The organism is Pseudomonas bananamidigenes, assembly GCF_001679645.1.
Classification (GTDB): Bacteria; Pseudomonadota; Gammaproteobacteria; order Pseudomonadales; family Pseudomonadaceae; genus Aquipseudomonas; species Aquipseudomonas bananamidigenes.
Map to the genome: position 1 here is coordinate 25995 of NZ_LRUN01000072.1, position 23089 is coordinate 49083.

General features: G+C 60.8%; 22 protein-coding genes and 1 tRNA gene. 8 read left to right on the plus strand and 15 right to left on the minus strand.

The annotated features are described in order from the left end of the window. Positions 1–17: 17 nt before the first annotated feature. The 5 genes from BBF94_RS22615 to BBF94_RS22635 form a co-directional block, all read right to left on the minus strand. On the minus strand, positions 18–1472 hold the full coding sequence (locus tag BBF94_RS22615) for an amidase (RefSeq protein WP_065261188.1): 1455 nt from the start codon (positions 1470–1472) through the stop codon (positions 18–20). Positions 1473–1533: 61 nt separating this feature from the next. Beyond that, a complete protein-coding gene (locus BBF94_RS22620; protein ID WP_065261189.1) occupies positions 1534–2580 on the minus strand; it encodes an ABC transporter substrate-binding protein in 1047 nt (348 codons plus the stop codon). Positions 2581–2607: 27 nt separating this feature from the next. Then, the gene (locus BBF94_RS22625) at positions 2608–3414 is read right to left on the minus strand and encodes an ABC transporter permease (protein ID WP_065261190.1); all 807 of its coding nucleotides are present in this window, start codon (positions 3412–3414) and stop codon (positions 2608–2610) included. Further along, positions 3414–4334 (minus strand): ABC transporter permease, encoded by a 921-nt coding sequence (locus BBF94_RS22630; protein ID WP_065261191.1) that lies wholly within the window; start codon positions 4332–4334, stop codon positions 3414–3416. Before BBF94_RS22630 ends, BBF94_RS22625 begins: the two co-directional genes overlap by 1 nt. Positions 4335–4349: 15 nt before the next feature. Beyond that, positions 4350–5468 (minus strand): ABC transporter ATP-binding protein, encoded by a 1119-nt coding sequence (locus tag BBF94_RS22635; protein WP_065261192.1) that lies wholly within the window; start codon positions 5466–5468, stop codon positions 4350–4352. A gap of 226 nt (positions 5469–5694) precedes the next feature. Between BBF94_RS22635 and BBF94_RS22640 the strand changes: the two genes are divergently transcribed. Next, positions 5695–6597 (plus strand): LysR substrate-binding domain-containing protein, encoded by a 903-nt coding sequence (locus tag BBF94_RS22640; RefSeq protein ID WP_065261193.1) that lies wholly within the window; start codon positions 5695–5697, stop codon positions 6595–6597. Here BBF94_RS22640 and BBF94_RS22645 read toward each other — a convergent pair. After that, the gene (locus tag BBF94_RS22645; protein WP_065261194.1) at positions 6590–8647 is read right to left on the minus strand and encodes a methyl-accepting chemotaxis protein; all 2058 of its coding nucleotides are present in this window, start codon (positions 8645–8647) and stop codon (positions 6590–6592) included. The two genes, BBF94_RS22640 and BBF94_RS22645, sit on opposite strands and share 8 nt — an antisense overlap. Before the next feature lie 332 nt (positions 8648–8979). On the opposite strand from BBF94_RS22645, the gene BBF94_RS22650 reads away from it, so the two are divergent. After that, entirely contained in the window at positions 8980–10197 is a 1218-nt protein-coding gene (locus BBF94_RS22650; protein ID WP_065261195.1) for an MFS transporter, read from the plus strand. A gap of 63 nt (positions 10198–10260) precedes the next feature. On the opposite strand, the gene ychF is transcribed toward BBF94_RS22650, so the two are convergent. The 8 genes from ychF to BBF94_RS22690 all read right to left on the minus strand — a co-directional run bounded on the left by ychF (position 10261) and on the right by BBF94_RS22690 (position 17175). Continuing rightward, positions 10261–11361 carry a redox-regulated ATPase YchF gene (ychF, locus tag BBF94_RS22655; RefSeq protein ID WP_065261196.1) on the minus strand — a complete coding sequence of 367 codons (1101 nt, stop codon included), beginning with the start codon at positions 11359–11361 and terminating at the stop codon, positions 10261–10263. Between the two features lie 22 nt (positions 11362–11383). Then, the gene (pth, locus tag BBF94_RS22660; protein ID WP_007951726.1) at positions 11384–11968 is read right to left on the minus strand and encodes an aminoacyl-tRNA hydrolase; all 585 of its coding nucleotides are present in this window, start codon (positions 11966–11968) and stop codon (positions 11384–11386) included. 171 nt (positions 11969–12139) lie between these two features. Then, entirely contained in the window at positions 12140–12736 is a 597-nt protein-coding gene (locus BBF94_RS22665) for a 50S ribosomal protein L25/general stress protein Ctc (protein WP_065261197.1), read from the minus strand. A gap of 140 nt (positions 12737–12876) precedes the next feature. Then, on the minus strand, positions 12877–13818 hold the full coding sequence (locus BBF94_RS22670) for a ribose-phosphate pyrophosphokinase (RefSeq protein ID WP_003171603.1): 942 nt from the start codon (positions 13816–13818) through the stop codon (positions 12877–12879). 45 nt (positions 13819–13863) lie between these two features. After that, a tRNA-Gln gene (locus BBF94_RS22675) sits at positions 13864–13938 on the minus strand. Positions 13939–13975: 37 nt separating this feature from the next. After that, positions 13976–14827 (minus strand): 4-(cytidine 5'-diphospho)-2-C-methyl-D-erythritol kinase, encoded by an 852-nt coding sequence (ispE, locus tag BBF94_RS22680; protein ID WP_065261198.1) that lies wholly within the window; start codon positions 14825–14827, stop codon positions 13976–13978. Positions 14828–14829: 2 nt separating this feature from the next. After that, positions 14830–15447, minus strand: a complete 618-nt coding sequence (lolB, locus tag BBF94_RS22685; protein ID WP_065261199.1) for a lipoprotein insertase outer membrane protein LolB — start codon at positions 15445–15447, stop codon at positions 14830–14832. A 3-nt stretch (positions 15448–15450) separates the two neighbouring features. Beyond that, positions 15451–17175 (minus strand): tetratricopeptide repeat protein, encoded by a 1725-nt coding sequence (locus tag BBF94_RS22690; RefSeq protein WP_065261200.1) that lies wholly within the window; start codon positions 17173–17175, stop codon positions 15451–15453. A 182-nt stretch (positions 17176–17357) separates the two neighbouring features. Between BBF94_RS22690 and hemA the strand changes: the two genes are divergently transcribed. The 6 genes from hemA to BBF94_RS22720 all read left to right on the plus strand — a co-directional run bounded on the left by hemA (position 17358) and on the right by BBF94_RS22720 (position 22717). After that, entirely contained in the window at positions 17358–18644 is a 1287-nt protein-coding gene (gene hemA / locus BBF94_RS22695; protein WP_065261201.1) for a glutamyl-tRNA reductase, read from the plus strand. Further along, positions 18641–19723, plus strand: coding sequence for a peptide chain release factor 1 (gene prfA, locus BBF94_RS22700; protein WP_065261202.1), 1083 nt, complete (start codon positions 18641–18643; stop codon positions 19721–19723). Before hemA ends, prfA begins: the two co-directional genes overlap by 4 nt. Next, entirely contained in the window at positions 19724–20554 is an 831-nt protein-coding gene (gene prmC, locus BBF94_RS22705) for a peptide chain release factor N(5)-glutamine methyltransferase (protein WP_065261203.1), read from the plus strand. Beyond that, entirely contained in the window at positions 20548–21303 is a 756-nt protein-coding gene (locus tag BBF94_RS22710) for a molybdopterin-synthase adenylyltransferase MoeB (protein WP_065261204.1), read from the plus strand. Before prmC ends, BBF94_RS22710 begins: the two co-directional genes overlap by 7 nt. Then, positions 21296–22087, plus strand: a complete 792-nt coding sequence (gene murI / locus BBF94_RS22715; protein WP_065261205.1) for a glutamate racemase — start codon at positions 21296–21298, stop codon at positions 22085–22087. Before BBF94_RS22710 ends, murI begins: the two co-directional genes overlap by 8 nt. 111 nt (positions 22088–22198) lie before the next feature. After that, positions 22199–22717 (plus strand): acyloxyacyl hydrolase, encoded by a 519-nt coding sequence (locus BBF94_RS22720; RefSeq protein WP_065261206.1) that lies wholly within the window; start codon positions 22199–22201, stop codon positions 22715–22717. A 40-nt stretch (positions 22718–22757) separates the two neighbouring features. Here BBF94_RS22720 and BBF94_RS22725 read toward each other — a convergent pair whose 3' ends face one another. Beyond that, on the minus strand, positions 22758–23063 hold the full coding sequence (locus BBF94_RS22725; RefSeq protein ID WP_065261207.1) for a YkgJ family cysteine cluster protein: 306 nt from the start codon (positions 23061–23063) through the stop codon (positions 22758–22760). Between the last annotated feature and the right edge of the window lie 26 nt (positions 23064–23089).

Sequence of the window (23089 nt, forward strand, 5' to 3'; positions counted from 1 at the left end):
TCAACCGTTTATCAAAATCAGGCGTTCAACAGCGGCGAAGGGCAGCGTCGGAACCAGCGACTGGCCTGCTCATACGCGTGCGCCAGTTGCAGAACGGCGAAGTCCGCCTGGTGCCGGCCGATGATCTGCAATCCCGTCGGCAACCCGTGGGCACTGAAGCCGGCCTGGACGCTGGCCACCGGGCAGCCGGACAAGGTGCCGGGTATCACCACCTCCATCCAGCGATGATAAGTGTCCATGTTCACGCCCCCGATCGTGGTCGGCCATGGTTGTGATTTGTCGAACGGGAAGACCTGCGCGCTGGGCAGCAGCAGATAGTCGTACTGCTCGAACAAGCGGGAGATTGCCCGATACCAGTCACTGCGCACCACCGAGGCGGCAAACACTTCGCTGGCCGAGAGCTTCAGGCCGTTTTCCACTTCCCAGCAGGCTTCGGGTTTCAGCAGCGCCCGTTTCTGCGGATCGGCGTACGCCGCGCCAAGCGAGCCGGCGACCATCCAGTGGCGCAAGGTGCGCCAGCTGTTCCACAATTTTTCAGGAGCAAATTCCGCACGCGCCGGCTCGATCCGGCAACCCAGGCTTTCGAAGTCAGCGAAAGTCTTTTCACACAACGCGAGAATGCCGTTCTCCATGGGCAGGTACCCGCCGAAGTCACCGAGCCAGCCGATCCTTGTACCGGTGAAGTCGCGCTCCAGCGGCGCTGTAAAGGCCTCACCGGATTCCCGGATCGACAGCGGTGCCCGCGCATCCCCGCCGGCCTGCACCGACAGCAGCATCGCGGCATCGCGCACGCTGCGCGCCATGGGCCCTTCATAGCCGAGTTGATCGAAGAACAGGTCGGCGCTGTCATCGAACGGCACGCGACCCTGAGACGGACGAAAACCGAAAATGTTGTTGAACGCTGCCGGGTTGCGCAGCGAGCCCATCATGTCGCTGCCGTCGGCCACCGGTACCAGATGCGTCGCCAGCGCCGCCGCCGCGCCACCGCTGCTGCCACCGGCGGTTTTGCTCGGGTCATAGGCGCAGCCGGTGGCGCCGAACAACGGATTGTAGCTCTGCGACCCGAGGCCGAACTCCGGAGTGTTGGTCTTGCCGATGATGATCGCGCCGGCGGCCTTGATCCGCTCGACCATGATGCCGTCACGCTCGGGAATGAAGTCCTTGAACAACGGTGAGCCCAGCGTGGTGCGGATGCCGCGGGTCAGCGACAGATCCTTGATGGCGTGGGGCAGGCCGTGCATCCAGCCCCGGTATTGGCCCCGGCTCAGTTCGGCGTCCCGTGTGTCGGCCTGGGCCAGCAGATCTTCCGGTGCCTGCAGGCTGATCAATGCGTTGACTGGCGGGTTGAACCGCTCGATATGGGCAAGATAAGTCTGCATCACTTCGCGGCAGGAAACCTGGCGCAGGCGGATGCGTTCGGCGAGCTCGATGGCCTGCAACAGGACCAGTTCGCTGATGTTATTGGAGTTCATGACAACGGCGCCCTTCAGACGGCTGGAGAAACGCCCCGGCTTCGTGCCGGGGCGGCAGAAATCAACGCATCAGGTTGGTCCACAGACGGTCCGCCAGACGGATCGCGCCTTCACCGCAGGTCTTGCTGAACACTACGTGGGTGCCCTCGGGAATATGCAGTTCCGGTGCATCCTTGAGGTTCGCATCGAGGAACGGTTCGACGCCTTTGATCGGGCTTTGATGCTTGAGGAAGTTCTGGGTCATCGCCGAGTTTTCCGGCTGACTGAGAAACGCGATGAACGCCTTGGCATTCGCCGGATTCTTGCTGCCGGCAGGGATGACCATGTTGTCGACCCAGGCCAGAACGCCTTCTTTCGGGTACAGGTACTTCAGGCTCGGTTTCATCTCACGGGCGCGCATCGACGATCCACCCCAGAACATCGACATATCGATTTCGCCCGAGGCGAGGTTCTCGCGGATCGAACCGGCCTTGGAACTGTAGGTTTTGACGAATGGCTTCTGCGCCTTGAGCAGCGTGAGGATCTGCTGCATCTGTTTCGGGTCTTCGCTGCACAGCGGAATGTTCAGGTACAGGCTGGCCATGTCGACCATGTCGCTGACCGAGTCGAACATGTTGATCCGTCCCTGCAGCTCGGCGGGCGGCTCATAGAGCACCTTGTAGCTGTCGGCCGGGCCTTTGTAGCGGCCACTGTCGAGCACCACGCTGGTAGTGCCCCAGATGAACGGTACCGAGTAGGCGCCTTCCGGGTCCCAGCTCGGTTTTTTCAGATTGTCGACCACTCCGGCGTAGTACGGCTCCTTGACCGGATCGAAGCGCTCCAGCAGGTTTTCCTTGATCAGGATCGGAATGAACTGGTGCGAGGGAATCGCCACGTCGTAACCGGCGCCGCCCTGTTTCAGTTTGGCCAGCAGCGTCTCGTTGGAGTCGTAGGAGTCGACGGTGACTTCGATGCCGGTCTGCTTCTGGAATTTGGCGAGAATCTCCGGTGAAAAGTAACCGCTCCAGCTCACCACATTGAGTTTCTCGGCGGCCTGAACACTCCCGGCCATGACCAGCGGCACAGTCAGGAACAACGAAGTGCCGACGCTTTTTATCCACTTGCTCATGCTATTTCCCCACGGTTCTTGGACGGTTCAGGCGTTCTTTTTGCCCAGCAGGTAAGACAGGCTGACAAACAGCACCGAGACGCCCAGGATCAGGGTCGATACGGCGTTGACGTCGGGTGTCACGCCCATGCGCAACAGGCCGAAAATGAAGATCGGCAGCGTTGTGGTGCCGGCCTGGGAGACCATCATCGAGATCACGAAGTTATCCAGCGAGACGATGAAGGCCAGCATCAGCCCGGAGAAAATCCCCGGCATCAGCAGCGGCAGGGTGACTTTGCGAAAGGTTCGCCATGGCCCGGCATACAGGTCGGCCGAGGCTTGTTCCAATGACAGGTCCATGTCGTTCAGCCGTGCCCGGATCGGCAGGTAGGCAAACGGAATGCAGAACACCGTATGGGCGATGATCAGGTTGCCGTAGCCGAGCGACAGGCCGATGGTGGAGAACAGCGCGAGCGTGGCGACGCCGACGACGATTTCAGGCAGCACCAGCGGCAGCATGATCGCGCCCATCGACAGTTGCAGGCCCTTGAACTTCGCGCCCCGTGAGGTACCGAGGGCCGCGAGGGTGGCAATCGCCGTGGCGACCATGCTCGCGCACACCGCGATCAGCAGACTGTTGCCGGCCGCCTGGCGCAATGCCTGATTGGCGAACGCGGCGCGATACCAGTCGAGGCTGAACCCGGTCCATACCGTGGCCGACTGGTTGGCGTTGAACGAGAACACCACCAGCACCACGATCGGCGCGTAGAGGTACAGGTAGAACAGGAAACTGAAACCGCCGAATCCGGGGAAATCCTGTACGCCCAGGCCCTTGCGTTTGAACAGACCGGTCATCACGCACCTCCTTTGGCGATGCGCTGGCGTTCGGCGCGCAGGGCATAGACCGTCAGGACCAGCATCACTGCCGCCATCAGCACCAGCGACAATGCCGCGCCGAACGGCCAGTTACGGGCATCGCTGAACTGCCGGAAGATCAGGTTGCCGAGCATCATCCGCGTACCGCCGCCGAGCAGTTCGGGGGCGATCATCGCGCCCAGGCACGGCACGAAGGTGAGAATGGCACCGGCGAGAATGCCCGGTCTGGCGATCGGCAGCACCACTTTGCGCAAGGTGCGCAGGCGCCCGGCATAGAGGTCCTGAGCGGCCTCGAGCAGACGGATATCCATCTTTTCCAGCGTGGCGTAGATCGGCAGAACCACGAAGGGCGCATAGGTGTAAACCAGCCCCAGCAGCACGGCGCCGTCGGTGTACAGCAACTGCAGCGGCTCATGGATGACACCCATGCCCATCAGGCTGTTGTTGATCACCCCGGTGTTACGCAACAGCAGAATCCACGCGTAAGTGCGGATCAGCAGGTTGGCCCAGAACGGCACCGTGATCAGGAAGATCAACAGACCCCGCCGATGCGCCGGTTGCATGGCCAGCCATACCGCCACCGGAAAACCGATCAGCAGCGTGATGACGGTGGTCAGGCCGGCAATCCCGACCGAGCGCAGGGCGATGATCAAGTAGGAGTCGGCAAAGGCCAGACTATCGTCCATCTGCCGCTCGAACAGCAGGGAGGTGTAGGCGTCGCTGCTGAACACCTTGTTGACCCCGCCGTAGGGGTTGGCTTCCATTAGCGAGTACCCGATGACGATCAGGATCGGCACCACCAGAAACAGTGCAATGGCGATCAGCGCCGGGCTGACACCGAGGAAGCTCTGGAACGCCCGTCGGCGTTCAAGCGTGTGGGTTATCGGTAAGGCGTGCATGGCAACTCCTCGGGCTCAATCGTGCAGGACGCTGGCGCTTCCCCGGTCGAACAGCAGACCGGCCTGACTGCCGACGGCAAAACGCAGGCTCTGATCGACGCAGTTGGGTGTGCGCACGGTGAGGCGCGAACCGTCGCCGAGGCTGACCTGGTATTGCAGGTCGGTGCCCAGATAGATCTGCGCTTCGACCCGGCACGGCAACGCAGTCTCTGTGTTGGCGGGCACCAGGTGCAGGCGCTCGGGGCGAACCGACAGGGTCACAGTGGTGCCCGGTTTCACGTCGTTGCACGGTTGTGCCGGCAAAGGATGTCCGGTCGGTCCGGCGAACCAGGCCATGCCATCCTCGACCCGAGTGACCGTGACCTGGATGAAGTTGGTTTCGCCTATGAAGTCGGCCACGAAGCGATTGCGCGGCCGTTCGTAGATGTCCTCGGGGCGCCCGACCTGTTGCACTTCGCCTTCGGACAGTACGGCGATGCGGTCGGACATGGTCAGCGCTTCTTCCTGGTCATGGGTGACGAAGATGAAGGTGATGCCGGTTCTGGCCTGAATGCTCTTCAGCTCTTCGCGCATGGCCTGGCGCAGCTTGAGATCCAGTGCCGACAGCGGTTCGTCAAGCAACAGCACCTTGGGATGTGGCGCCAGAGCGCGGGCGAGGGCAACGCGCTGCTGCTGACCGCCGGAGAGTTGCGCCGGTTTGCGGCTGGCAAAACGCTCCATCTGCACCAGGCCCAGCATCTCGCGAACCCGCTCGTCGATCTGCGTCTTGTTCATGACCTTGCCCATCGGGTGCGATTCAAGGCCGAAGGCCAGGTTTTCGGCGATGGTCATGTGCGGGAACAATGCGTAGTGCTGGAACACCGTGTTGACCGGGCGCTGGAACGGCGGGCGCTCGGCGATGTTTTCGCCGTAGAGCAGGATCTCGCCCAGCGTCGGAAACTCGAACCCGGCAATCATCCGCAGCAGCGTGGTCTTGCCGCAGCCGGAGGGGCCGAGAAGGGTGAAGAATTCGTTGTCGCGGATGTCCAGGTCGATGTTTTTCAACGCCACCGGACCGTGGTCGGGATCGCCGTAGACCTTGCGCACCGAGCGGATCGACACCGCCAGCGTTTGCAGCGAATGCAGGGCATTCATGCGTTACCTCCGATTCCCCCATCGCCGGCGATTGCGCTGTCAGTCAGCGAATCGGTCGGGCCATGGATATTATTTTTCTGGGCAGGATCGAGATTGCGTTCGGGGTGAAACCAGCTGTTTTGTTGTTCTGCTGTGGCTCGATTATCGGCGAGGGGTTGCGCGAGGCGAAACTTCAATTTAAACATGGCAGGTGTTAGTTAATTTAATACCGACAGGTGCCAGGAACATGCCCGACCGCCGCTTGCCGCCGCTCAATGCGGTGCGCGCATTCGATGCCGCCGCCCGCCTGGGCAGTTATGTCGAGGCCTCGAAAGCCTTGCACGTGACTCAACCCGCGATTGGCCGGCATGTGAAGCTGCTGGAGGACTGGCTGGGCATTCAGCTGTTCGAACGCACGTCGCGCGGGGTCAATCTGACGCCCGCCGGTGAGAAGTACCATCGCAAGATCGCCGCGGCCCTGCAGTTGATCATCGAGGCCGGCAAGGAGGCGCGTCCCAAAGAGGCTGAGCGCTGGCTGCGGATCATGGTGGTGCCGGGTTTCGCCAAGCGCTGGCTGATGCCGCGCATCGAGGCCATGCGGCATCTGCGTCCGGGGCTGAAATTCGCCATCGAACCGAATTCGACCTTCACCGAAGTGGATGGCAAGAACGCCGACCTCGGGATTGTTTACGGCCTCGATGGGCAGTACGCCGATTCCCGTGAAGCGTTGATCTGCCCGCGGGTGTTTCCGATCTGCACCCCGCAGTACCTGGCGAGTATCGAACCGCTTGGCGGTCCCGCCGATCTGGTCCGGCACGAGTTGATCCACGTCGATGACGGCGAGTGGTGGAACCTGTGGTTCGCCGCCCATGACCTGGATATTCACCTCAATTCCGACCTGCTCTATGTCAACAACGATCACGCGCTGTCGGTGGCCGAGAGCGGGCAGGGCATCGCGTTGGCCAATGAGGTTCTGGTTCGCGAAGAACTCAAGTCCGGCAAACTGGTGCGCGCCGTGGAGGCTCAGGTGAAGCTGGAAAGCTATCGGGTGTTGACGCCGTCCGCCGAGTTGTCGGCGGATGCGGCGTGGTTCGTTCAGTGGCTCAAATCCGAACTGGAGAAGGATTTTCCCGAGGCACTGATCAACTGAGCCGGAAACGTGCGGTGTTGTCGCTCAAGGCCCGGCTGCCTTGGCTCAAGGTGTCCGCGGCGAGGTTCACGGCCCGCGCACCTTCGAGCAGGCGAACCGCTGCCTGATCGACCTGCTGGATATTGCCGCTGACCTCATCGGCGGTGCTCGCCTGTTCTTCCACCGCCGTGGCGATCTGGGCGAGGGTGTCGGTGACGCTCTGCACGGCACTGGCGATTTCCCCCAGGCGCTCGCCCAGTCCCGTCACGGCTTCGGCATCCGATTGTGCCTGACCGCAGGCGGCCTCCATCAGGCTCACTGCCTCGTTGACTGTCGCGCGCAGGCTGTCGACCGTACCGGCGATCTGCGCGGTGGACGATTGCGTGCGTTGCGACAGGCTGCGCACCTCGTCGGCCACCACGGCAAAACCACGTCCCTGTTCGCCGGCACGGGCGGCCTCGATGGCAGCGTTCAGTGCCAGCAGGTTGGTCTGCTCGGCAACGCCGCGAATGGTATCGACCACCAGTTGAATCTGTTGCCCCTGCTCGCTGACCCGGCCCAGCGCCGCTGCGGTTTCGTTCAGCCGCTGATTGAGCTGTTGAATGCTCTCCGTGGTGCGTTGGCTGTCGCGGCTGCTGTCGGCGGCGATGCGTCGGGTCTGCTGAGCGCTGCCGGAGGCTTGTTCGCAACTTTGCGCCACACCCTGAGAGGTGGCCGCCAGTTGCGTGGCTGCAGCAGCGATCTGGCTGATCTGCAATTGCTGCGCTTCGACTTCGCTGAGCGCGCCGCTGGAGTGATCGTTAAGGCTGCGTACCGCGTTGCTCAGTTGCGAGGTTTCGTGATCGACGCCCAGCAGGCTGGTGCGCAATTGCACCACGGCCACGTTGAGCGCGGTGCTGATCGAGGCCAGTTCATCGCGGCCCGTGACGGGCACCTGCAGGCTCAGATTGCCGTCACGCAGCGCTTCGGCGAGCAGCGTGATGCCGCTGGCGCTGCGGCGGATCGAGGCTTGCAGGCAGACGAACAGATACAGTGCCGCGAGCAACAGGCAACCGAAGATCGCCGCAACCACAATGAACTGACGGATCGCCGAGCCATGGTAATCATTCAGGCGCTGGTCCAGCGCCACCAGCGATTGCTGGCGCAGCGAGGCAAGGTTGCCGAGCAACGTGTCCAGGTTGCGCTCGAAATCTTCCGGCTTGAGCGTAATGCTGCCGCCGAACATGCCTTCATCCAGCACTTTCAGACCGGCATCCAGCTGCTTGAGGCTGTCGTGATATTGCCCGGCCCAGCCTTGCAGCGCATCTGGCAGTCGCGTTTCAAGCAGGCTCGCCGTTTTCACCAGTTGTTCCCGGGCGTCGCCGATGCGGCTGCGCAGATCGCGCAGTTGCAGGCGGCTTTGCAAAGTGAACTGGCCGGATACCACTGATGCCTGGCCGACCGCCGCCAGCCGACCGACCCGCTCGATCAGGTCTGGCGCATGCTGGGTGGAAATCTGTGTCAGCAAATAGGTTTCCAGCCACGGTGCGAGGATCAGGCGATTGTCCATTGCGATCTGTTCGCGCAATGCCTGCAGGGCGCCAAGGGCGTTGGTAAAGCGATCGTAACCGTCCGGCCACCAGCCGATCCCTCCCAGACTCTTTGAATCCAGTCCGCCGAGCGCGGTTTGCAGGGCCTGGTAACGGGCCAGGGTTTCACCTTCCGCCCCTTCGGCGTGCAAGGCGTTGCCCAGATCCAGCGTGGCCTGGGCGACGGCAGGTTGCACGGCATCGAATGCAGCCATCGCGGCGAGGGTCGCGGGCGTCGGTTGCCGGTTGGTTTCGGTGGCACGCCAGCGGGCGGCGCGGTCGCGTTGAGCGGCGAGCAGGTTGTCGAGCGCATCGAGGGCCAGCAGTTGTCGCACGCCCGCACGTTCGCCGGAAATCAGGCTGAGCTTGTCACGATAGTCCTGGCCGATCATCAACAGGCTGCCGGTCAGAGGCAGAATGAACAACAGAAACAACAACTGGAACTTACGCGCGAAGCCAAACCGCCCCAGCAATTTGATCCCCGGTGACAAGAAAGCCTGCATACCCCATGACTCCTCTGGACACCACGCACCATCGGCGTGCATCGCACTCGTCGCGAGCGCGATCAGTGCCCTGCTAAAAGGCTTCGAAAGTCCACTCTCGTCCGCTCTATGGGCAGGCTCTGTAGCAAAACTTCCCATTCTCGATCCCTTTGTAAGGGGACCGCGTTCAAGCTGAGAGGCAAGGCAAGAATCAGACCATGGCTTTGCGCTATCACTTGCGCCGCAGTGAATAAACAGTTCGTTAGCTGGCTAAGGGGATGGCGCGGGCGCACCGAAAAATGGCACATTGACGCACCTGCCCGTGTGCATCCACCTGCTGTACGGAAATTCCCATGGCTATCAGCAACGTTCAGACCGCCGCAACATCGGCGTCCGCTCCTCCCCAAAGCAGTCCTCTGGTAATGCGCATCATCGGCGCGGTGGCGCTGGCGCACTTGATCAACGACCTGATCCAGTCGGTGCTGCCGTCGATTTATCCGATGCTCAAGGCCAACTATGGCTTGAGCTTTACTCAGGTCGGTCTGATCACCCTGACCTTTCAACTGACCGCATCACTGTTGCAACCATGGGTTGGTTACCACACCGACCGCCATCCGAAAGCCTGGCTGTTGCCGGCCGGTTCGGTCTGTACGCTGATCGGCATCGTGATGATGTCGGTGGTGGGCAGCTTTCCCTTGATTTTGCTTGCCGCTGCATTGATCGGCATCGGTTCCTCGACCTTCCATCCGGAAGCTTCTCGTATTGCTCGGCTGGCCTCCGGTGGACGTTTCGGACTGGCGCAATCGACCTTCCAGGTCGGCGGTAACGCCGGCTCGGCATTTGGCCCGTTGCTGGCGGCAGCGATCATCATTCCATTCGGGCAGGGCAACGTGGCGTGGTTCGGGTTGTTCGCGGTGTTTGCGCTGTTCGTGCTGTACCGCATCAGCCGCTGGTACGCCAATCACTTGAATTTGTTCAAGCTCAAGGCCGGTCAGGCGGCCACTCACGGGTTGTCGAAGGGCAGGGTGGTCAGTGCATTGGTAGTGCTCGGGTTGCTGGTGTTCTCCAAGTATTTCTACATGGCCAGTCTGACCAGCTACTTCACGTTCTACCTGATCGAGAAGTTCGACCTGTCGGTGGCAAGCTCCCAGCTGCACCTGTTCCTGTTCCTTGGCGCGGTGGCGGCGGGCACGTTTTTCGGCGGGCCGATCGGGGACAAGATCGGCCGCAAGGCGGTGATCTGGTTCTCGATCCTTGGCGTGGCACCGTTCACGCTGCTCATGCCCCATGTCGACCTGTTCTGGACCAGTGTCCTGAGCGTGGTGATCGGTTTCATCCTGGCCTCGGCGTTTTCGGCGATCGTGGTGTACGCGCAGGAACTGGTGCCGGGCAATGTCGGGATGATTGCCGGGGTGTTCTTTGGGCTGATGTTCGGTTTTGGCGGGATTGGCGCGGCGCTGCTGGGGCATTTCGCGGACATTTACGGTATCGAGTACGTGTACTTGTTGTGCTCGTTCCTGCCGTTGTTCGGGGTGTTGGCGATCTTCCTGCCAAGCACCAAAAAGGCCTGACGGGCTGAATTTCAGACATGAAAAAGCCGCGTATCGAACGCGGCTTTTTTTGGGCTGCAGCTTTTACACGTTGAAGCGGAAGTGCATCACGTCGCCGTCCTTGACGATGTAGTCCTTGCCTTCCAGGCGCCATTTACCGGCTTCCTTGGTGCCCGCTTCGCCCTTGTACTGGATGAAGTCGTTGTAGGCGATCACTTCGGCGCGGATGAAGCCTTTTTCGAAGTCGGTGTGGATCACGCCGGCGGCCTGTGGTGCGGTGGCACCGACGCGGACGGTCCAGGCGCGGACTTCTTCGACACCGGCGGTGAAGTAGGTCTGCAGGTGCAGCATTTCGTAGCCGGCGCGGATCACGCGGTTCAGGCCAGGCTCTTCCAGGCCCAGGGCCTCGAGGAACATGTCCTTCTCTTCACCGTCTTCCAGCTCGGCGATTTCCGCTTCGATCTTGTTGCACACCGGAACCACCACGGCGCCTTCTTCTTCGGCGATGGCCTTGACCACGTCCAGGTGCGGGTTGTTCTCGAAACCGTCTTCGGCAACGTTGGCGATGTACATGACCGGTTTGGTGGTCAGCAGGTGGAAGCCCTTGATGATCGCCTTTTCTTCGGCGCTCATGTTCTTCATCAGGCTGCGTGCAGGCTTGCCTTCGGTGAAGTGCGGGATCAATTGTTCAAGCAGGGCCTTCTGGGCTACCGCGTCCTTGTCACCGCCCTTGGCGTTGCGCGCGACTTTCTGCAGCTGTTTTTCGCAGCTGTCGAGGTCGGCGAAGATCAGTTCCAGGTCGATGATTTCGATGTCGCGCTTCGGGTCGACGCTGTTGGAAACGTGGATCACGTTCTCGTCTTCGAAGCAGCGCACGACGTGAGCGATGGCGTCGGTTTCGCGGATGTTGGCCAGGAACTTGTTGCCCAGGCCTTCACCTTTCGAGGCGCCGGCCACCAGGCCCGCGATGTCGACGAATTCCATGGTGGTCGGCAGGATGCGCTTCGGATTGACGATTTCCGCCAGGGCGTTCAGGCGCGGATCCGGCATCGGCACGATACCGCTGTTCGGTTCGATGGTGCAGAAGGGGAAGTTCTCGGCCGCGATACCGGATTTGGTCAAGGCGTTGAACAGGGTGGACTTGCCGACGTTAGGCAGGCCGACGATGCCGCAATTGAATCCCATGGTGTTTCCCCTTGGATTGGAGTCAGGCCTTCTGGCTGTGCAGGTTTTTCATCGCGCGGTTCCATTCACCGGCGAGGATATCCGGCAGCACGCCGAGGGCAAAGTCGATGCTGGCATCGAGTTTTTCCTGTTCGGCGCGTGGCGCACGACCCAGGACGAAATTTGAAACCATACTGGCGACGCCTGGGTGGCCGATGCCGAGCCGCAGGCGATGGAACGTATTCTGATTGCCCAATTGCGCAATGATGTCGCGCAACCCGTTGTGACCGCCATGGCCGCCGCCCACCTTGAGTTTGGCGACGCCGGGAGGCAGATCGAGTTCGTCGTGTGCCACCAGGATTTCTTCGGGCTTGATGCGGAAGAAACCGGCGAGTGCCGCCACGGCCTGGCCGCTGCGGTTCATGTAGGTGGTGGGAATCAGCAGACGAACATCCTGACCCTGATGCGAAAAACGCCCGGTCAGGCCGAAATACTTGCGATCGGCCACGAGATTCACGTTCTGTGCGTGGGCGATGCGCTCAACAAAAAGGGCCCCTGCGTTATGCCGGGTCTGTTCGTATTCGGCGCCTGGATTTCCCAGGCCAACGATCAGTTTGATGGCAGTCACGATAGGGGCCCTTCCTTGGAGTGGTGGATAACATCGCCGCAATCGGGAAGTGCGGCGAAAACGGACGAAAAAAGCTCATTTACCATGGATGTAAACTCCGCGTTCCCGCCCGCTTTCTCGCTACGTACCAGTCCGCGATGTTACCTGCTCACTCCGGCTTCACAGAGTGAATTACTCTGCAGCGCCTTCGGCAGCTTCTGGAGCAACACGTGGAGCGTGGACGTTGGCAACAGCCTTGTCATCGCCGTGTGCCAGAGCAACGAATTCAACGCCTTTAGGCGCTTTCAGGTCCGACAGGTGAATGATCGAACCGACTTCGGCCTTGGCCAGGTCGACTTCGATGAACTCAGGCAGATCCTTGGCTTCGCAGGAAACTTCGATCTCGTTCACGACGTGAGAGATTTCGCCGCCTTTCTTGACCGGAGCTTCTTCGTTGATGAAGTGAACCGGTACGGTAGCGGTCAGTTTCTTGCCGGCCACAACGCGTACGAAGTCGGCGTGCATGATGAACTGTTTGGCAGGGTGACGCTGCATGGCTTTGACAACGACGTTTTGCTTGGTGCCATCGACGTTCAGCTCGATAACGTGGCTGAAGGCAGCTTCGTTTTCGAACAGCTTGGCGATTTCCTTGGCCACGATGGTCAGGGATTGAGCAGGCTTGTCACCACCGTAAACAACGGCAGGGATGCTGGCGGCGTGACGCAGGCGGCGGCTCGCACCTTTCCCCAGGTCAGTACGCGCTTGGGCGTTCAGGATGAAATCAGTCATTTTGTATCTCCAAAATAGCCGTGTCCGGGTGACGTCTGCGACCGACGTCAAAGCGGCACGGGCAAAAAAGCCCCGCCCCAACATGCGTGTTGGGGCGGGGCGCTTTTCGTCAACGAGACATTTCGAGAAGGGCAGGGCCCTTAACGGAACATCGCGCTGATCGATTCTTCATTGCTGATGCGGCGAACCGCTTCGGCAACAACCGGTGCGATATCCAGTTGACGGATACGTGCACAGGCTTGTGCTGCGGCGGACAGCGGGATGGTGTTGGTGACCACCAGCTCGTCCAGCACGGAATTTTCGATATTCTCGATGGCCCGACCCGACAGCACAGGGTGTGTGCAGTAGGCAAAGACCTTGGCTGCGCCATGCTCTTTCAGGGCCTTGGCCGCGTGGCACAGGGTGCCGGCGGTATCGACCATGTCATCGACCAGGATGCAGGTACGCCCTTCGACATCACCGATGATATGCATCACTTCAGAGTGATTGGCTTTCTCACGGCGTTTGTCGATGATCCCGAGATCCACGCCCAGAGACTTGGCAACGGCACGTGCACGCACGACGCCACCAATGTCCGGAGACACGATCATCAGGTTCTCGAAGCGCTGATCTTCGATGTCATCCACCAGAACCGGGGAGCCGTAGATGTTATCTACCGGAATATCGAAGAAACCCTGAATCTGGTCAGCATGCAGATCAACCGTGAGAACACGGTCGATGCCGACCACGGTAAGCATATCAGCGACGACTTTCGCGCTGATGGCCACACGTGCGGAACGCGGACGGCGATCCTGACGGGCATAACCAAAATAAGGAATAACAGCAGTGATACGAGTAGCCGAGGAGCGGCGGAAGGCATCAGCCATCACTACCAGTTCCATCAGGTTATCGTTGGTCGGAGCGCAAGTCGGCTGAATAATGAAGACGTCTTTACCACGAACGTTTTCATTGATCTCGGCAGTAATTTCGCCGTCGGAAAACTTACCGACAGAAATGTCACCGAGAGGGATATGCAGCTGACGTACGACACGCCGAGCCAGATCGGGGTTAGCGTTCCCCGTAAAGACCATCATCTTGGACACGCGCAGTACCTAGAGGCTGAGGGTAACCTGGATGAGTATAGAAAATGGCAGGGGCGGCTGGATTCGAACCAACGCATGGCAGGATCAAAACCTGCTGCCTTACCGCTTGGCGACGCCCCTGTATCTGTTGCTTGCAAGTGCCGGGCACTTGGTTCCTTTAGAGCAGACTTTGCAGCTTGCGATGCAACATCGAAACGTTGCTTCCTTTTGCTACAAACCCTGTAAGGGTCTCTGTCAGAAGGGCCGAGACTTTATCAGCTTCAGCTTTGCTTGGGAAGCCCCCAAACACACAACTTCCAGTTCCGGTGAGTTTTGCTTCGGTAAAATTACCTAGCAAATTCAAAGCGTTACGTACTTCTGGGTAACGCCTTGCTACCACCGGCAAGCAGTCATTTCGACTGTTTCCCTCGGGAACGGGGCGCACTTTAATGGGCGGCGTGTTACGTGTCAACAATGGATCTGAAAAAATTTCTGCCGTACTAACAGAGACTTGCGGCACGAGCACGACATACCACGGTTCGGCGGGTTCGACCGGGGTCAGTTTCTCGCCGACACCTTCGGCGAAAGCGGCGTGCCCACGCACGAAGACCGGGACATCCGCACCCAGGCTCAGGCCCAGCGTTGCCAGCCGGTCTTCATCCCAGCCCAATTGCCACAAATGATTGAGGCCGAGCAGGGTAGTCGCCGCATTCGAACTGCCGCCGCCGATGCCACCGCCCATCGGCAGGATCTTGTCGATCCAGATGTCGATGCCGAGGGCGCAGCCGGATTGTTCCTGCAGTTTTTTCGCCGCACGCACGATCAGGTTGCTGTCGTGGGGCACGCCGTCGAATTCGGTGTGCAGGCGGATCACGCCATCCTCGCGAACAGCGAAGGTGATCTCGTCGCCGTAGTCGAGAAACTGAAAAATCGTCTGCAATTCGTGATAGCCGTCTTCACGGCGACCCAGAATGTGCAGCATCAGGTTGAGTTTGGCGGGTGAAGGCAGTGTCAGGCGTGGAGCGGTCATGCTTATTGCCCCAGCTTGCGTGGTTGCCAGGTCTTGATGACCAGGGTCACGTCCAGGTCGGTGCCGTGCAGCTTGATGCGCTCGGGCAGCCAATAGCCGTCCTGCTGTGCATAACCGAGATATTCAACCTGCCAGCCGTCCTGATCCAGGCTGGCCAGGCGACTGTCGGCATCGAGCGTCAGACGGCTCTTGCTGGCCGGAGCCGGCAGGCCGCGAACCCACCAGGACAGATTCGATACCGGCAGTTTCCAGCCGAGCTGTTCTTCAAGCAGCGCTTCCGGAGACTGCGCGTCATAGCGGCCCTGATTGGCGACTTCCAGCGAAACCTTGCCCGGGCGACCGGTCAACCGCGCCGCGCCGCGACCCAGCGGGCCGGACAGGCGAATGTCGTAGTAATCCTGGCGTTGCAGCCAGAACAGCGTGCCGCTGCCCGAATCTTTCGGGGCGCGGATGCCGATCTTGCCGTCGATCTGCCAGCCGTCGAGGCCGCTCAGTTGTTGTTTGTTCGCGGCCCACTGTGCAGGGCTGCCATGACCCTCGACGGACTCGCGGGCGCCGAAGCCCGCGCAACCGGCGAGCAGGGCGATGAGGCTGAAAACGATGATGTGGCGCAAAAACATGAGTTAAAGAGTCTCGGATCCGGTCAGGCGCTTGATGGTGCTGCGCAGGATGGTGCTGTCGGGCTGATCCTTGAGGAATTTGCCCCAAATCTGTTTCGCTTCGCGCTGATTGCCTTTGGCCCACAGGACTTCGCCCAGGTGAGCGGCGACTTCGTGATCGGGGAAACGCTCCAGCGCCTGACGCAGGTATTTCTCGGCGTCATCCAGATTCCCCATGCGGAAATTCACCCAGCCAAGGCTGTCGAGTACCGCGGGATCTTCCGGGTTGATCTGGTGCGCCTGTTCGATCAGCGCCTTGGCTTCGGCGTAACGGGTGGTGCGATCCGACAGCGTGTAGCCGAGGGCGTTGAGCGCCATGGCATTGTCCGGATCGCGCTTGATGATCTGGCGCAGGTCTTTTTCCATCTGCGCCAGGTCATTGCGTTTTTCCGCCTGCATGGCTCGGGTGTAGAGCAGATTCAGGTCGTCCGGATACTGAAGCAACGCCTGTTGCAGGGTTTTCCAGGCTTTGTCGCCCTGATTGTTGGCGGACAGGGTCTCGGCTTCGATCAGGTACAACTGGATGGCGTAGTCCGGTTGCGCATCGCGTTCGGCAGCCAGCTTGCTCTGGGCTTCGGCGGTTTTGCCGTTGTTCATCAGGATGTCGGCCTGACGCAGTTGCGCCGGCAGATAGTCGTTGCCGGGGCCGACCTGGACGTACTCGATCAGTGCGCCCTGCGGGTCGTTGCGTTCTTCGGCGATGCGACCCAGGTTCAAGTGGGCCGAGTCGACGTGGCTCTCCCGGGCGATCAGGTCTTCCAGGTAACCCTTGGCCTCGTCCCAGGCCTTGGCTTCCAGGCAGACCAGCGCCAGCGAATAACGCAGTTCGTCGTCTTCCGGGTATTGCTGGACCAGGGTGGAGAACTCGACCTTGGCGTCATCCATCCGGTCCTGTTCCACCAGCATCCGCGCGTAAGTCAGGCGCAGGCGTTTGTCTTCCGGATACTTCCTGATGTTCTTTTGCAGCAGCGGCAGGGCTTCGCCGCCACGGTTCAACCCTTGCAACAGGCGCGCGCGCAGCAGGATCGGGGCAATTTCGCCGTCGTCCGGCGGATTGTCCTCAAGCAGGGTCAACGCACCTTTGAGATCGCCGTCCTGTTGCATCAACAGGGCCTTGCCGAAAATCAGCTGATTGTTGTGCGGGTGACGCTGCAACAAGCGGTCGAAACTTTTCATCAGGCCGTTGCGGGTGTCCTGATCGGTGTCGGCGGCCGACAGGGCGAGGAAGTCGAAATGGGTGTCACCCTTGCCTTGCAGGACCTTCTCCATGTAGACCATCGAGTCGTCATAGCGCCCGGCACGGGCCAGTTGCACGGCGGCGGCGCGTTGCGCTTCGAGGTCGTCGGGAGCGTTTTTCGCCCAGATCAGCGCGGTATCGAGGGCCGGCTGGTCTGCGCCCAGGTATTCGGCGATACGGAATGCACGTTCGGAAACGCCCGGATCCTGGGTGTTGATGGCCTGGGTCACGTAGTTGTCCAAGGCGATGTCGAAACGATTGCGCTGGCCGGCGAGTTCGGCACTCAGCAGGCTGAACACGGTTTCCTCGCTGAACGAGCTGTAAACCTTGGGCTTTTCAGGGGCTGGCGTGGTGTCTTCGACCGACGGGGTGCCATCGTGCGAAACGGGGGCCAAGGCCTGGCAGCCGCTGAGGAAGACAAAAGCAAGGAGCAACGCGGAAGATCTATTCATATAGGAAGAGGACGACTAACCTGCGGTCGGATCATCATGACACAAGCCTTCGGCCAAACATAACCGAGTCTCGATTGTGGCCATTATAAGGGCCGACAATTGGGACAATAGTCAGCGGTAGTTGTTCTGAATCTGACGAAGTAGGACAATTGCCGGCTTCACGTCACCATCAGCGACTTTGAATGGCCTTCCTTGCACTCGGTATCAACCACAAGACTGCTTCCGTAGACGTCCGCGAGCGCGTGGCCTTTACTCCTGAGCAGCTGGTGGAGGCCCTGCAGCAGCTCTGCCGACTCACCGACAGCCGCGAAGCTGCGATCCTTTCCACCTGCAATCGCAGTGAACTGTATATAGAACAGGATCAGCTTTCGGCCGATATCGTGCTGCGCTGGCTGGCCGATTATCACCATTTAAGCTTCGATGAGCTGCGCGCGAGCGCTTATGTGCATGAAGATGATGCGGCAGTTCGTCACATGATGCGCGTCGCCTCCGGGCTCGATTCGCTGGTGCTGGGCGAACCGCAGATTCTCGGCCAGATGAAATCGGCCTACGCCGTGGCCCGCGAGGCCGGCACCATCGGGCCGCTGCTCGGGCGTTTGTTTCAGGCAACTTTCAACGCCGCCAAGCAGGTACGCACCGACACCGCCATTGGCGAAAACCCGGTGTCCGTGGCGTTTGCCGCCGTCAGCCTGGCCAAACAGATTTTCAGCGACCTGCAACGCAGCCAGGCCCTGTTGATCGGTGCCGGCGAGACCATCACCCTGGTCGCACGTCATCTGCACGAGCTGGGCGTCAAGCGGATCGTGGTGGCCAACCGCACGCTGGAGCGCGCCAGCCTGCTGGCCGAGCAGTTCGGTGCCCATGCGGTGCTGCTGTCGGATATCCCGGCGGAACTGGTACGCAGTGATATCGTCATCAGTTCAACCGCCAGTCAGTTGCCGATCCTGGGCAAGGGCGCCGTGGAAAGCGCACTCAAGCAGCGCAAGCACAAACCGATCTTCATGGTCGACATTGCCGTTCCCCGGGACATCGAACCGGAAGTCGGCGAACTCGACGACGTTTACCTCTACAGCGTCGACGATCTGCACGAAGTGGTCGCCGAGAACCTCAAGAGCCGTCAGGGCGCCGCGCAGGCCGCCGAAGAGATGGTTTCGGTCGGTGCCGATGATTTCATGGTGCGTCTGCGCGAACTGGCCGCCGTCGATGTGCTCAAGGCCTATCGTCAGCAGAGCGAACGCCTGCGTGACGAAGAGCTGCAAAAGGCCCTGCGTCTGCTGGCCAACGGCGGCAATGCCGAAGATGTGCTGAGCCAGTTGGCCCGTGGCCTGACCAATAAACTCCTGCACGCACCGAGCGTGCAGTTGAAAAAGCTTTCTGCCGAAGGCCGCCTCGATGCGCTGGCCATGGCTCAGGAACTCTTTGCCCTCGAGGGCTCACCGGACAGCTTTTCGGATAAAAAAACGCAATGAAAGCGTCACTGCTCAATAAGCTGGATATCCTCCAGGATCGTTTCGAGGAACTGACGGCGCTGCTTGGCGACGCCGAAGTCATTTGCGACCAGACCAGATTCCGCGCCTATTCCAAGGAATACGCCGAAGTCGAGCCGGTCGTCGAAGCCTATAAACAGCTGCTCAAGGCCCAGGCCGATCTGGAAGGCGCCCAGGCGCTGCTCAAGGACGGCGACCCCGACATGCGCGAAATGGCCGTGGAAGAAGTCCGCGAAACCAAAGAGCAACTCATCGAACTGGAAGCCACGTTGCAGCGCATGCTGCTGCCCAAGGATCCCAACGACGGGCGCAACGTGTTCCTCGAAATCCGCGCCGGCACCGGTGGTGACGAAGCGGCGATCTTCTCCGGCGACCTGTTCCGCATGTACTCGCGTTACGCCGAAAAACGTGGCTGGCGCGTGGAAATTCTCTCGGAGAGCGAGGGTGAGCATGGCGGCTATAAAGAGGTCATCGCCCGGGTCGAGGGCGACAATGTCTACGGCAAGCTGAAATTCGAGTCCGGCGCCCACCGCGTACAGCGCGTGCCCGCCACCGAGTCCCAGGGCCGCATCCACACTTCGGCCTGCACCGTGGCCGTGTTGCCGGAGCCGGACGAACAGGAAGCGATCGAGATCAACCCGGCGGACTTGCGCGTCGATACTTACCGCTCCTCCGGGGCCGGTGGTCAGCATGTCAACAAGACCGACTCGGCAATCCGTATCACCCACTTGCCGACCGGCATCGTGGTCGAGTGCCAGGAAGAACGTTCCCAGCACAAGAACCGTGCGCGGGCGATGGCCTGGCTGTCGGCCAAGCTCAACGACCAGCAGACCGCAGCAGCGGCCAACGCCATCGCCAGCGAGCGTAAATTGCTGGTGGGTTCCGGCGATCGCTCCGAGCGGATCCGCACCTATAACTTTGCCCAGGGCCGGGTCACCGACCACCGCGTCAACCTGACCCTGTATTCCCTGGACGAAATCCTCGCGGGCGGCGTCGAAGCAGTGATCGAGCCGTTGCTGGCCGAATACCAGGCCGACCAACTGGCAGCGATAGGTGAGTAAATGACCATCATTGCCAGCCTGTTGCGCGCCGCCGAATTGCCGGACTCGCCCACTGCACGCCTGGACGCCGAACTGCTCCTCGCTGCGGCGCTGGGCAAATCCCGCAGCTTTCTCCACACTTGGCCCGAGCGCATCGTGCCCAGCGAAGCCGTGCTGGTCTTCGCCGAATACCTGCAGCGTCGTCGCAGTGGCGAGCCGGTGGCCTATATTCTCGGCCAGCAGGGTTTCTGGAAACTCGATCTGGAAGTCGCGCCGCACACGTTGATTCCGCGCCCGGACACCGAATTGCTGGTGGAGGCCGCACTGGAACTGCTGCCGGCGACTGCGGCCAGGGTGCTTGATCTGGGCACCGGCAGCGGGGCGATTGCCCTGGCCCTGGCCAGTGAACGTCCGGCATGGAACGTCACCGCCGTGGATCGCGTGCTGGAAGCCGTGGCCCTGGCCGAGCGCAACCGTCAGCGCCTGCACCTGAACAATGCCACGGTGCTGAGCAGTCACTGGTTCAGCGCCCTCGAAGGCAAGCGTTTCGAGCTGATCATCAGCAACCCGCCGTACATCCGCGCCGCCGATCCGCACCTGGTCGAAGGTGATGTGCGTTTCGAACCGGAAAGCGCCCTGGTGGCCGGTATCGACGGGCTCGACGATATACGCCTGATCATCGCTCAGGCGCCGGCCCATCTGGAGGCCGGTGGCTGGCTGATGCTCGAACACGGCTATGATCAAGCCGAAGCCGTGCGTGATCTGCTGCTGACGCAAGGTTTCGAAGAAGTCCACAGCCGCACCGATCTGGGCGGTCATCAACGGATCAGTCTGGGGCGCCTGCCGTGCTGAATGATCAGGAATTGTTGCGCTACAGCCGGCAGATCTTGCTGCAGCACATCGACATCGATGGCCAGTTGAAGCTCAAGGACAGCCGAGTGCTGATCGTCGGCCTCGGTGGGCTCGGCGCGCCGGTTGCCTTGTATCTGGCAGCGGCGGGTGTGGGCGAGCTGCATCTGGCGGACTTCGATACGGTCGACCTGACCAACCTGCAACGCCAGATCATTCACGACACCGACAGCGTCGGCATGACCAAGGTCGACTCGGCGCTCAAGCGCCTGAGCGCAATCAATCCTGACATTCGACTGGTGCCTCACCGTCAGGCGCTGGACGAGGACTCTCTTGCCGCCGCCGTGACAGCGGTGGATCTGGTGCTCGACTGCTCGGACAACTTCTCCACCCGCGAAGCGGTCAACGCCGCGTGTGTGGTCGCGGCCAGACCGCTGGTCAGCGGCGCGGCGATCCGCCTTGAAGGGCAACTGTCGGTGTTCGACCCGCGCGAGGCCCAGAGCCCTTGCTACCACTGCCTGTACGGCCATGGCAGCGAAGCCGAACTGACCTGCAGCGAGGCCGGCGTGGTCGGGCCGCTGGTCGGCCTGGTCGGCAGCCTGCAAGCGCTGGAAGCCTTGAAGATGCTGGCGGGGTTCGGCGAGCCACTGGTGGGCCGCCTGTTGTTGATCGATGCACTGGGCTCGCGCTTTCGTGAGTTGCGGGTCAAGCGTGATCCGGGATGCAGCGTCTGTGGCAAGCAGCATGCGTGAGGCGCCGATCGCCGTTTTCGATTCCGGCGTCGGCGGCCTGTCGGTGCTGGCGGAAATCCAGCGGCTGCTGCCCAATGAATCGCTGCTCTATCTCGGCGATTGCGGGCACATTCCCTATGGCGAGAAGTCTCCGGAGTTCATCCGTCAGCGCTGCAATGTGATGGCCGGTTTTTTCCGTGAACAGAGTGCCAAGGCGCTGGTGATCGCCTGCAATACCGCGACCGTGGCCGGCGTCGCCGACCTGCGGCGTGATTTCCCCGACTGGCCGATCGTCGGCATGGAGCCGGCAGTCAAGCCGGCTGCCGCCGCGACGCGCAGTGGCGTGGTCGGCGTGCTCGCCACCACCGGCACTTTGCAGAGCGCGAAATTCGCGGCGTTGCTCGATCGTTTCGCCACCGATATCCGGGTCATCACCCAACCGTGCCCCGGGCTTGTGGAACTGATCGAAAGCGGTGACCTGCACAGCGCCACGCTGCAACAGCTGCTGCGCCGTTACGTCGAACCGTTGCTGGCCGCCGGTTGCGACACGATCATTCTCGGCTGCACCCACTATCCGTTCCTGAAGCCGATGCTCAAGACGATGCTTGCTGATGACATCAGTCTGATCGATACCGGCGCCGCCGTGGCCAGGCAACTTCAGCGATTGTTGGCCGAGCGGGAGCTGCTCGCCGCCGGTCCGAGCCGGCCCGCGAAGTTCTGGACCAGTGCCGATCCGCAGTCCTTGAAAAACATTTTGCCGTTGCTGGGACAAACGCCTGGCGATGTGCAACGCTTCCACTTGTAAAAAGATTGTGAAATAACTCGAATATCGGGTGAACTTCTGTTTAAGCGCCGATTTCTATACCGCTGAGTTACCTAAAAACCAAACGATCGTTCCGGAAAAGGAAGTTTCAACGTGAAGCGACTATTCTGCTTGGCCGCGATTGCGGCTGCACTGATGGGGCAAAGTTTTACCGCACAGGCTGCTGGCGTCGAGTTCGGGGTGGGTGCTACCAGCGATTCAACGATGACCTATCGCCTGGGGATGAATTTCGACTGGGACAAGAGCTGGCTGCAAAGCGATACCGGTCGCCTGACCGGCTACTGGAGCGGAGCCTACACTTACTGGGAAGGTGACAAGACTTCCAGCAACAACAGTCTTTCGTTCTCGCCGGTTTTTGTTTACGAATTCGCCGGTCAGTCGGTCAAACCCTACGTCGAAGCAGGGATCGGGGTGGCGTTGTTCTCCAACACCCAGTACGAAGACAACAATATCGGTGGGGCCTTCCAGTTCGAAGACCGCATCGGTTTCGGCCTGCGATTCAATGGCGGGCATGAAGTCGGAATCCGTGCCACGCACTATTCCAACGCCGGTCTGAGCAGCAACAACGACGGTGTGGAAAGCTACTCGCTGCACTACACGTTGCCGTTGTAAATCCGATGAAAAAGGAGCGCCAGGCGCTCCTTTTTTGTATTCAACGATACGCCGTGGTTATCCCCTGGCGTTCGTCGATGCACTCCGGCGCGCCCATCTCGAATTCGCGACAGATCAGCGGGCGTTTGTCGTAGATGGTGCACATCATCGTGTCGCGATCCAGCGCGGCGCACCAGCCGTCGTCCAGACGCAGCATCACTTCTCCACCCCAATCATCGGTATCGATATAGCGTTCGGGCACGCCGGTGTCGGTGATCAGCATGACTTCGAGCCGGCAACAGCAGGCTGCGCAAGTCGCGCAGGTAATGACGGGCTCGTCGACCGGCTGGAGAGGAATGGTCTTCATGGGCGCAGTGTACGGCAGTGATTCTC

What these genes read in the sequence shown, in the direction of transcription:
- BBF94_RS22635 (WP_065261192.1), bottom strand. Translation starts at nt 5,468, where the DNA reads ATGAATGCCCTGCATTCGCTGCAAACGCTGGCGGTGTCGATCCGCTCG.
- BBF94_RS22665 (WP_065261197.1), bottom strand. Translation starts at nt 12,736, where the DNA reads ATGACTGATTTCATCCTGAACGCCCAAGCGCGTACTGACCTGGGGAAA.
- ispE (WP_065261198.1), bottom strand. Translation starts at nt 14,827, where the DNA reads ATGACCGCTCCACGCCTGACACTGCCTTCACCCGCCAAACTCAACCTG.
- lolB (WP_065261199.1), bottom strand. Translation starts at nt 15,447, where the DNA reads ATGTTTTTGCGCCACATCATCGTTTTCAGCCTCATCGCCCTGCTCGCC.
- BBF94_RS22615 (WP_065261188.1), bottom strand. Translation starts at nt 1,472, where the DNA reads ATGAACTCCAATAACATCAGCGAACTGGTCCTGTTGCAGGCCATCGAG.
- prmC (WP_065261203.1), top strand. Translation starts at nt 19,724, where the DNA reads ATGACCATCATTGCCAGCCTGTTGCGCGCCGCCGAATTGCCGGACTCG.
- BBF94_RS22690 (WP_065261200.1), bottom strand. Translation starts at nt 17,175, where the DNA reads ATGAATAGATCTTCCGCGTTGCTCCTTGCTTTTGTCTTCCTCAGCGGC.
- BBF94_RS22640 (WP_065261193.1), top strand. Translation starts at nt 5,695, where the DNA reads ATGCCCGACCGCCGCTTGCCGCCGCTCAATGCGGTGCGCGCATTCGAT.
- BBF94_RS22625 (WP_065261190.1), bottom strand. Translation starts at nt 3,414, where the DNA reads ATGACCGGTCTGTTCAAACGCAAGGGCCTGGGCGTACAGGATTTCCCC.
- BBF94_RS22620 (WP_065261189.1), bottom strand. Translation starts at nt 2,580, where the DNA reads ATGAGCAAGTGGATAAAAAGCGTCGGCACTTCGTTGTTCCTGACTGTG.
- BBF94_RS22630 (WP_065261191.1), bottom strand. Translation starts at nt 4,334, where the DNA reads ATGCACGCCTTACCGATAACCCACACGCTTGAACGCCGACGGGCGTTC.
- hemA (WP_065261201.1), top strand. Translation starts at nt 17,358, where the DNA reads ATGGCCTTCCTTGCACTCGGTATCAACCACAAGACTGCTTCCGTAGAC.
- BBF94_RS22645 (WP_065261194.1), bottom strand. Translation starts at nt 8,647, where the DNA reads ATGCAGGCTTTCTTGTCACCGGGGATCAAATTGCTGGGGCGGTTTGGC.
- prfA (WP_065261202.1), top strand. Translation starts at nt 18,641, where the DNA reads ATGAAAGCGTCACTGCTCAATAAGCTGGATATCCTCCAGGATCGTTTC.
- ychF (WP_065261196.1), bottom strand. Translation starts at nt 11,361, where the DNA reads ATGGGATTCAATTGCGGCATCGTCGGCCTGCCTAACGTCGGCAAGTCC.
- murI (WP_065261205.1), top strand. Translation starts at nt 21,296, where the DNA reads ATGCGTGAGGCGCCGATCGCCGTTTTCGATTCCGGCGTCGGCGGCCTG.
- BBF94_RS22650 (WP_065261195.1), top strand. Translation starts at nt 8,980, where the DNA reads ATGGCTATCAGCAACGTTCAGACCGCCGCAACATCGGCGTCCGCTCCT.
- BBF94_RS22725 (WP_065261207.1), bottom strand. Translation starts at nt 23,063, where the DNA reads ATGAAGACCATTCCTCTCCAGCCGGTCGACGAGCCCGTCATTACCTGC.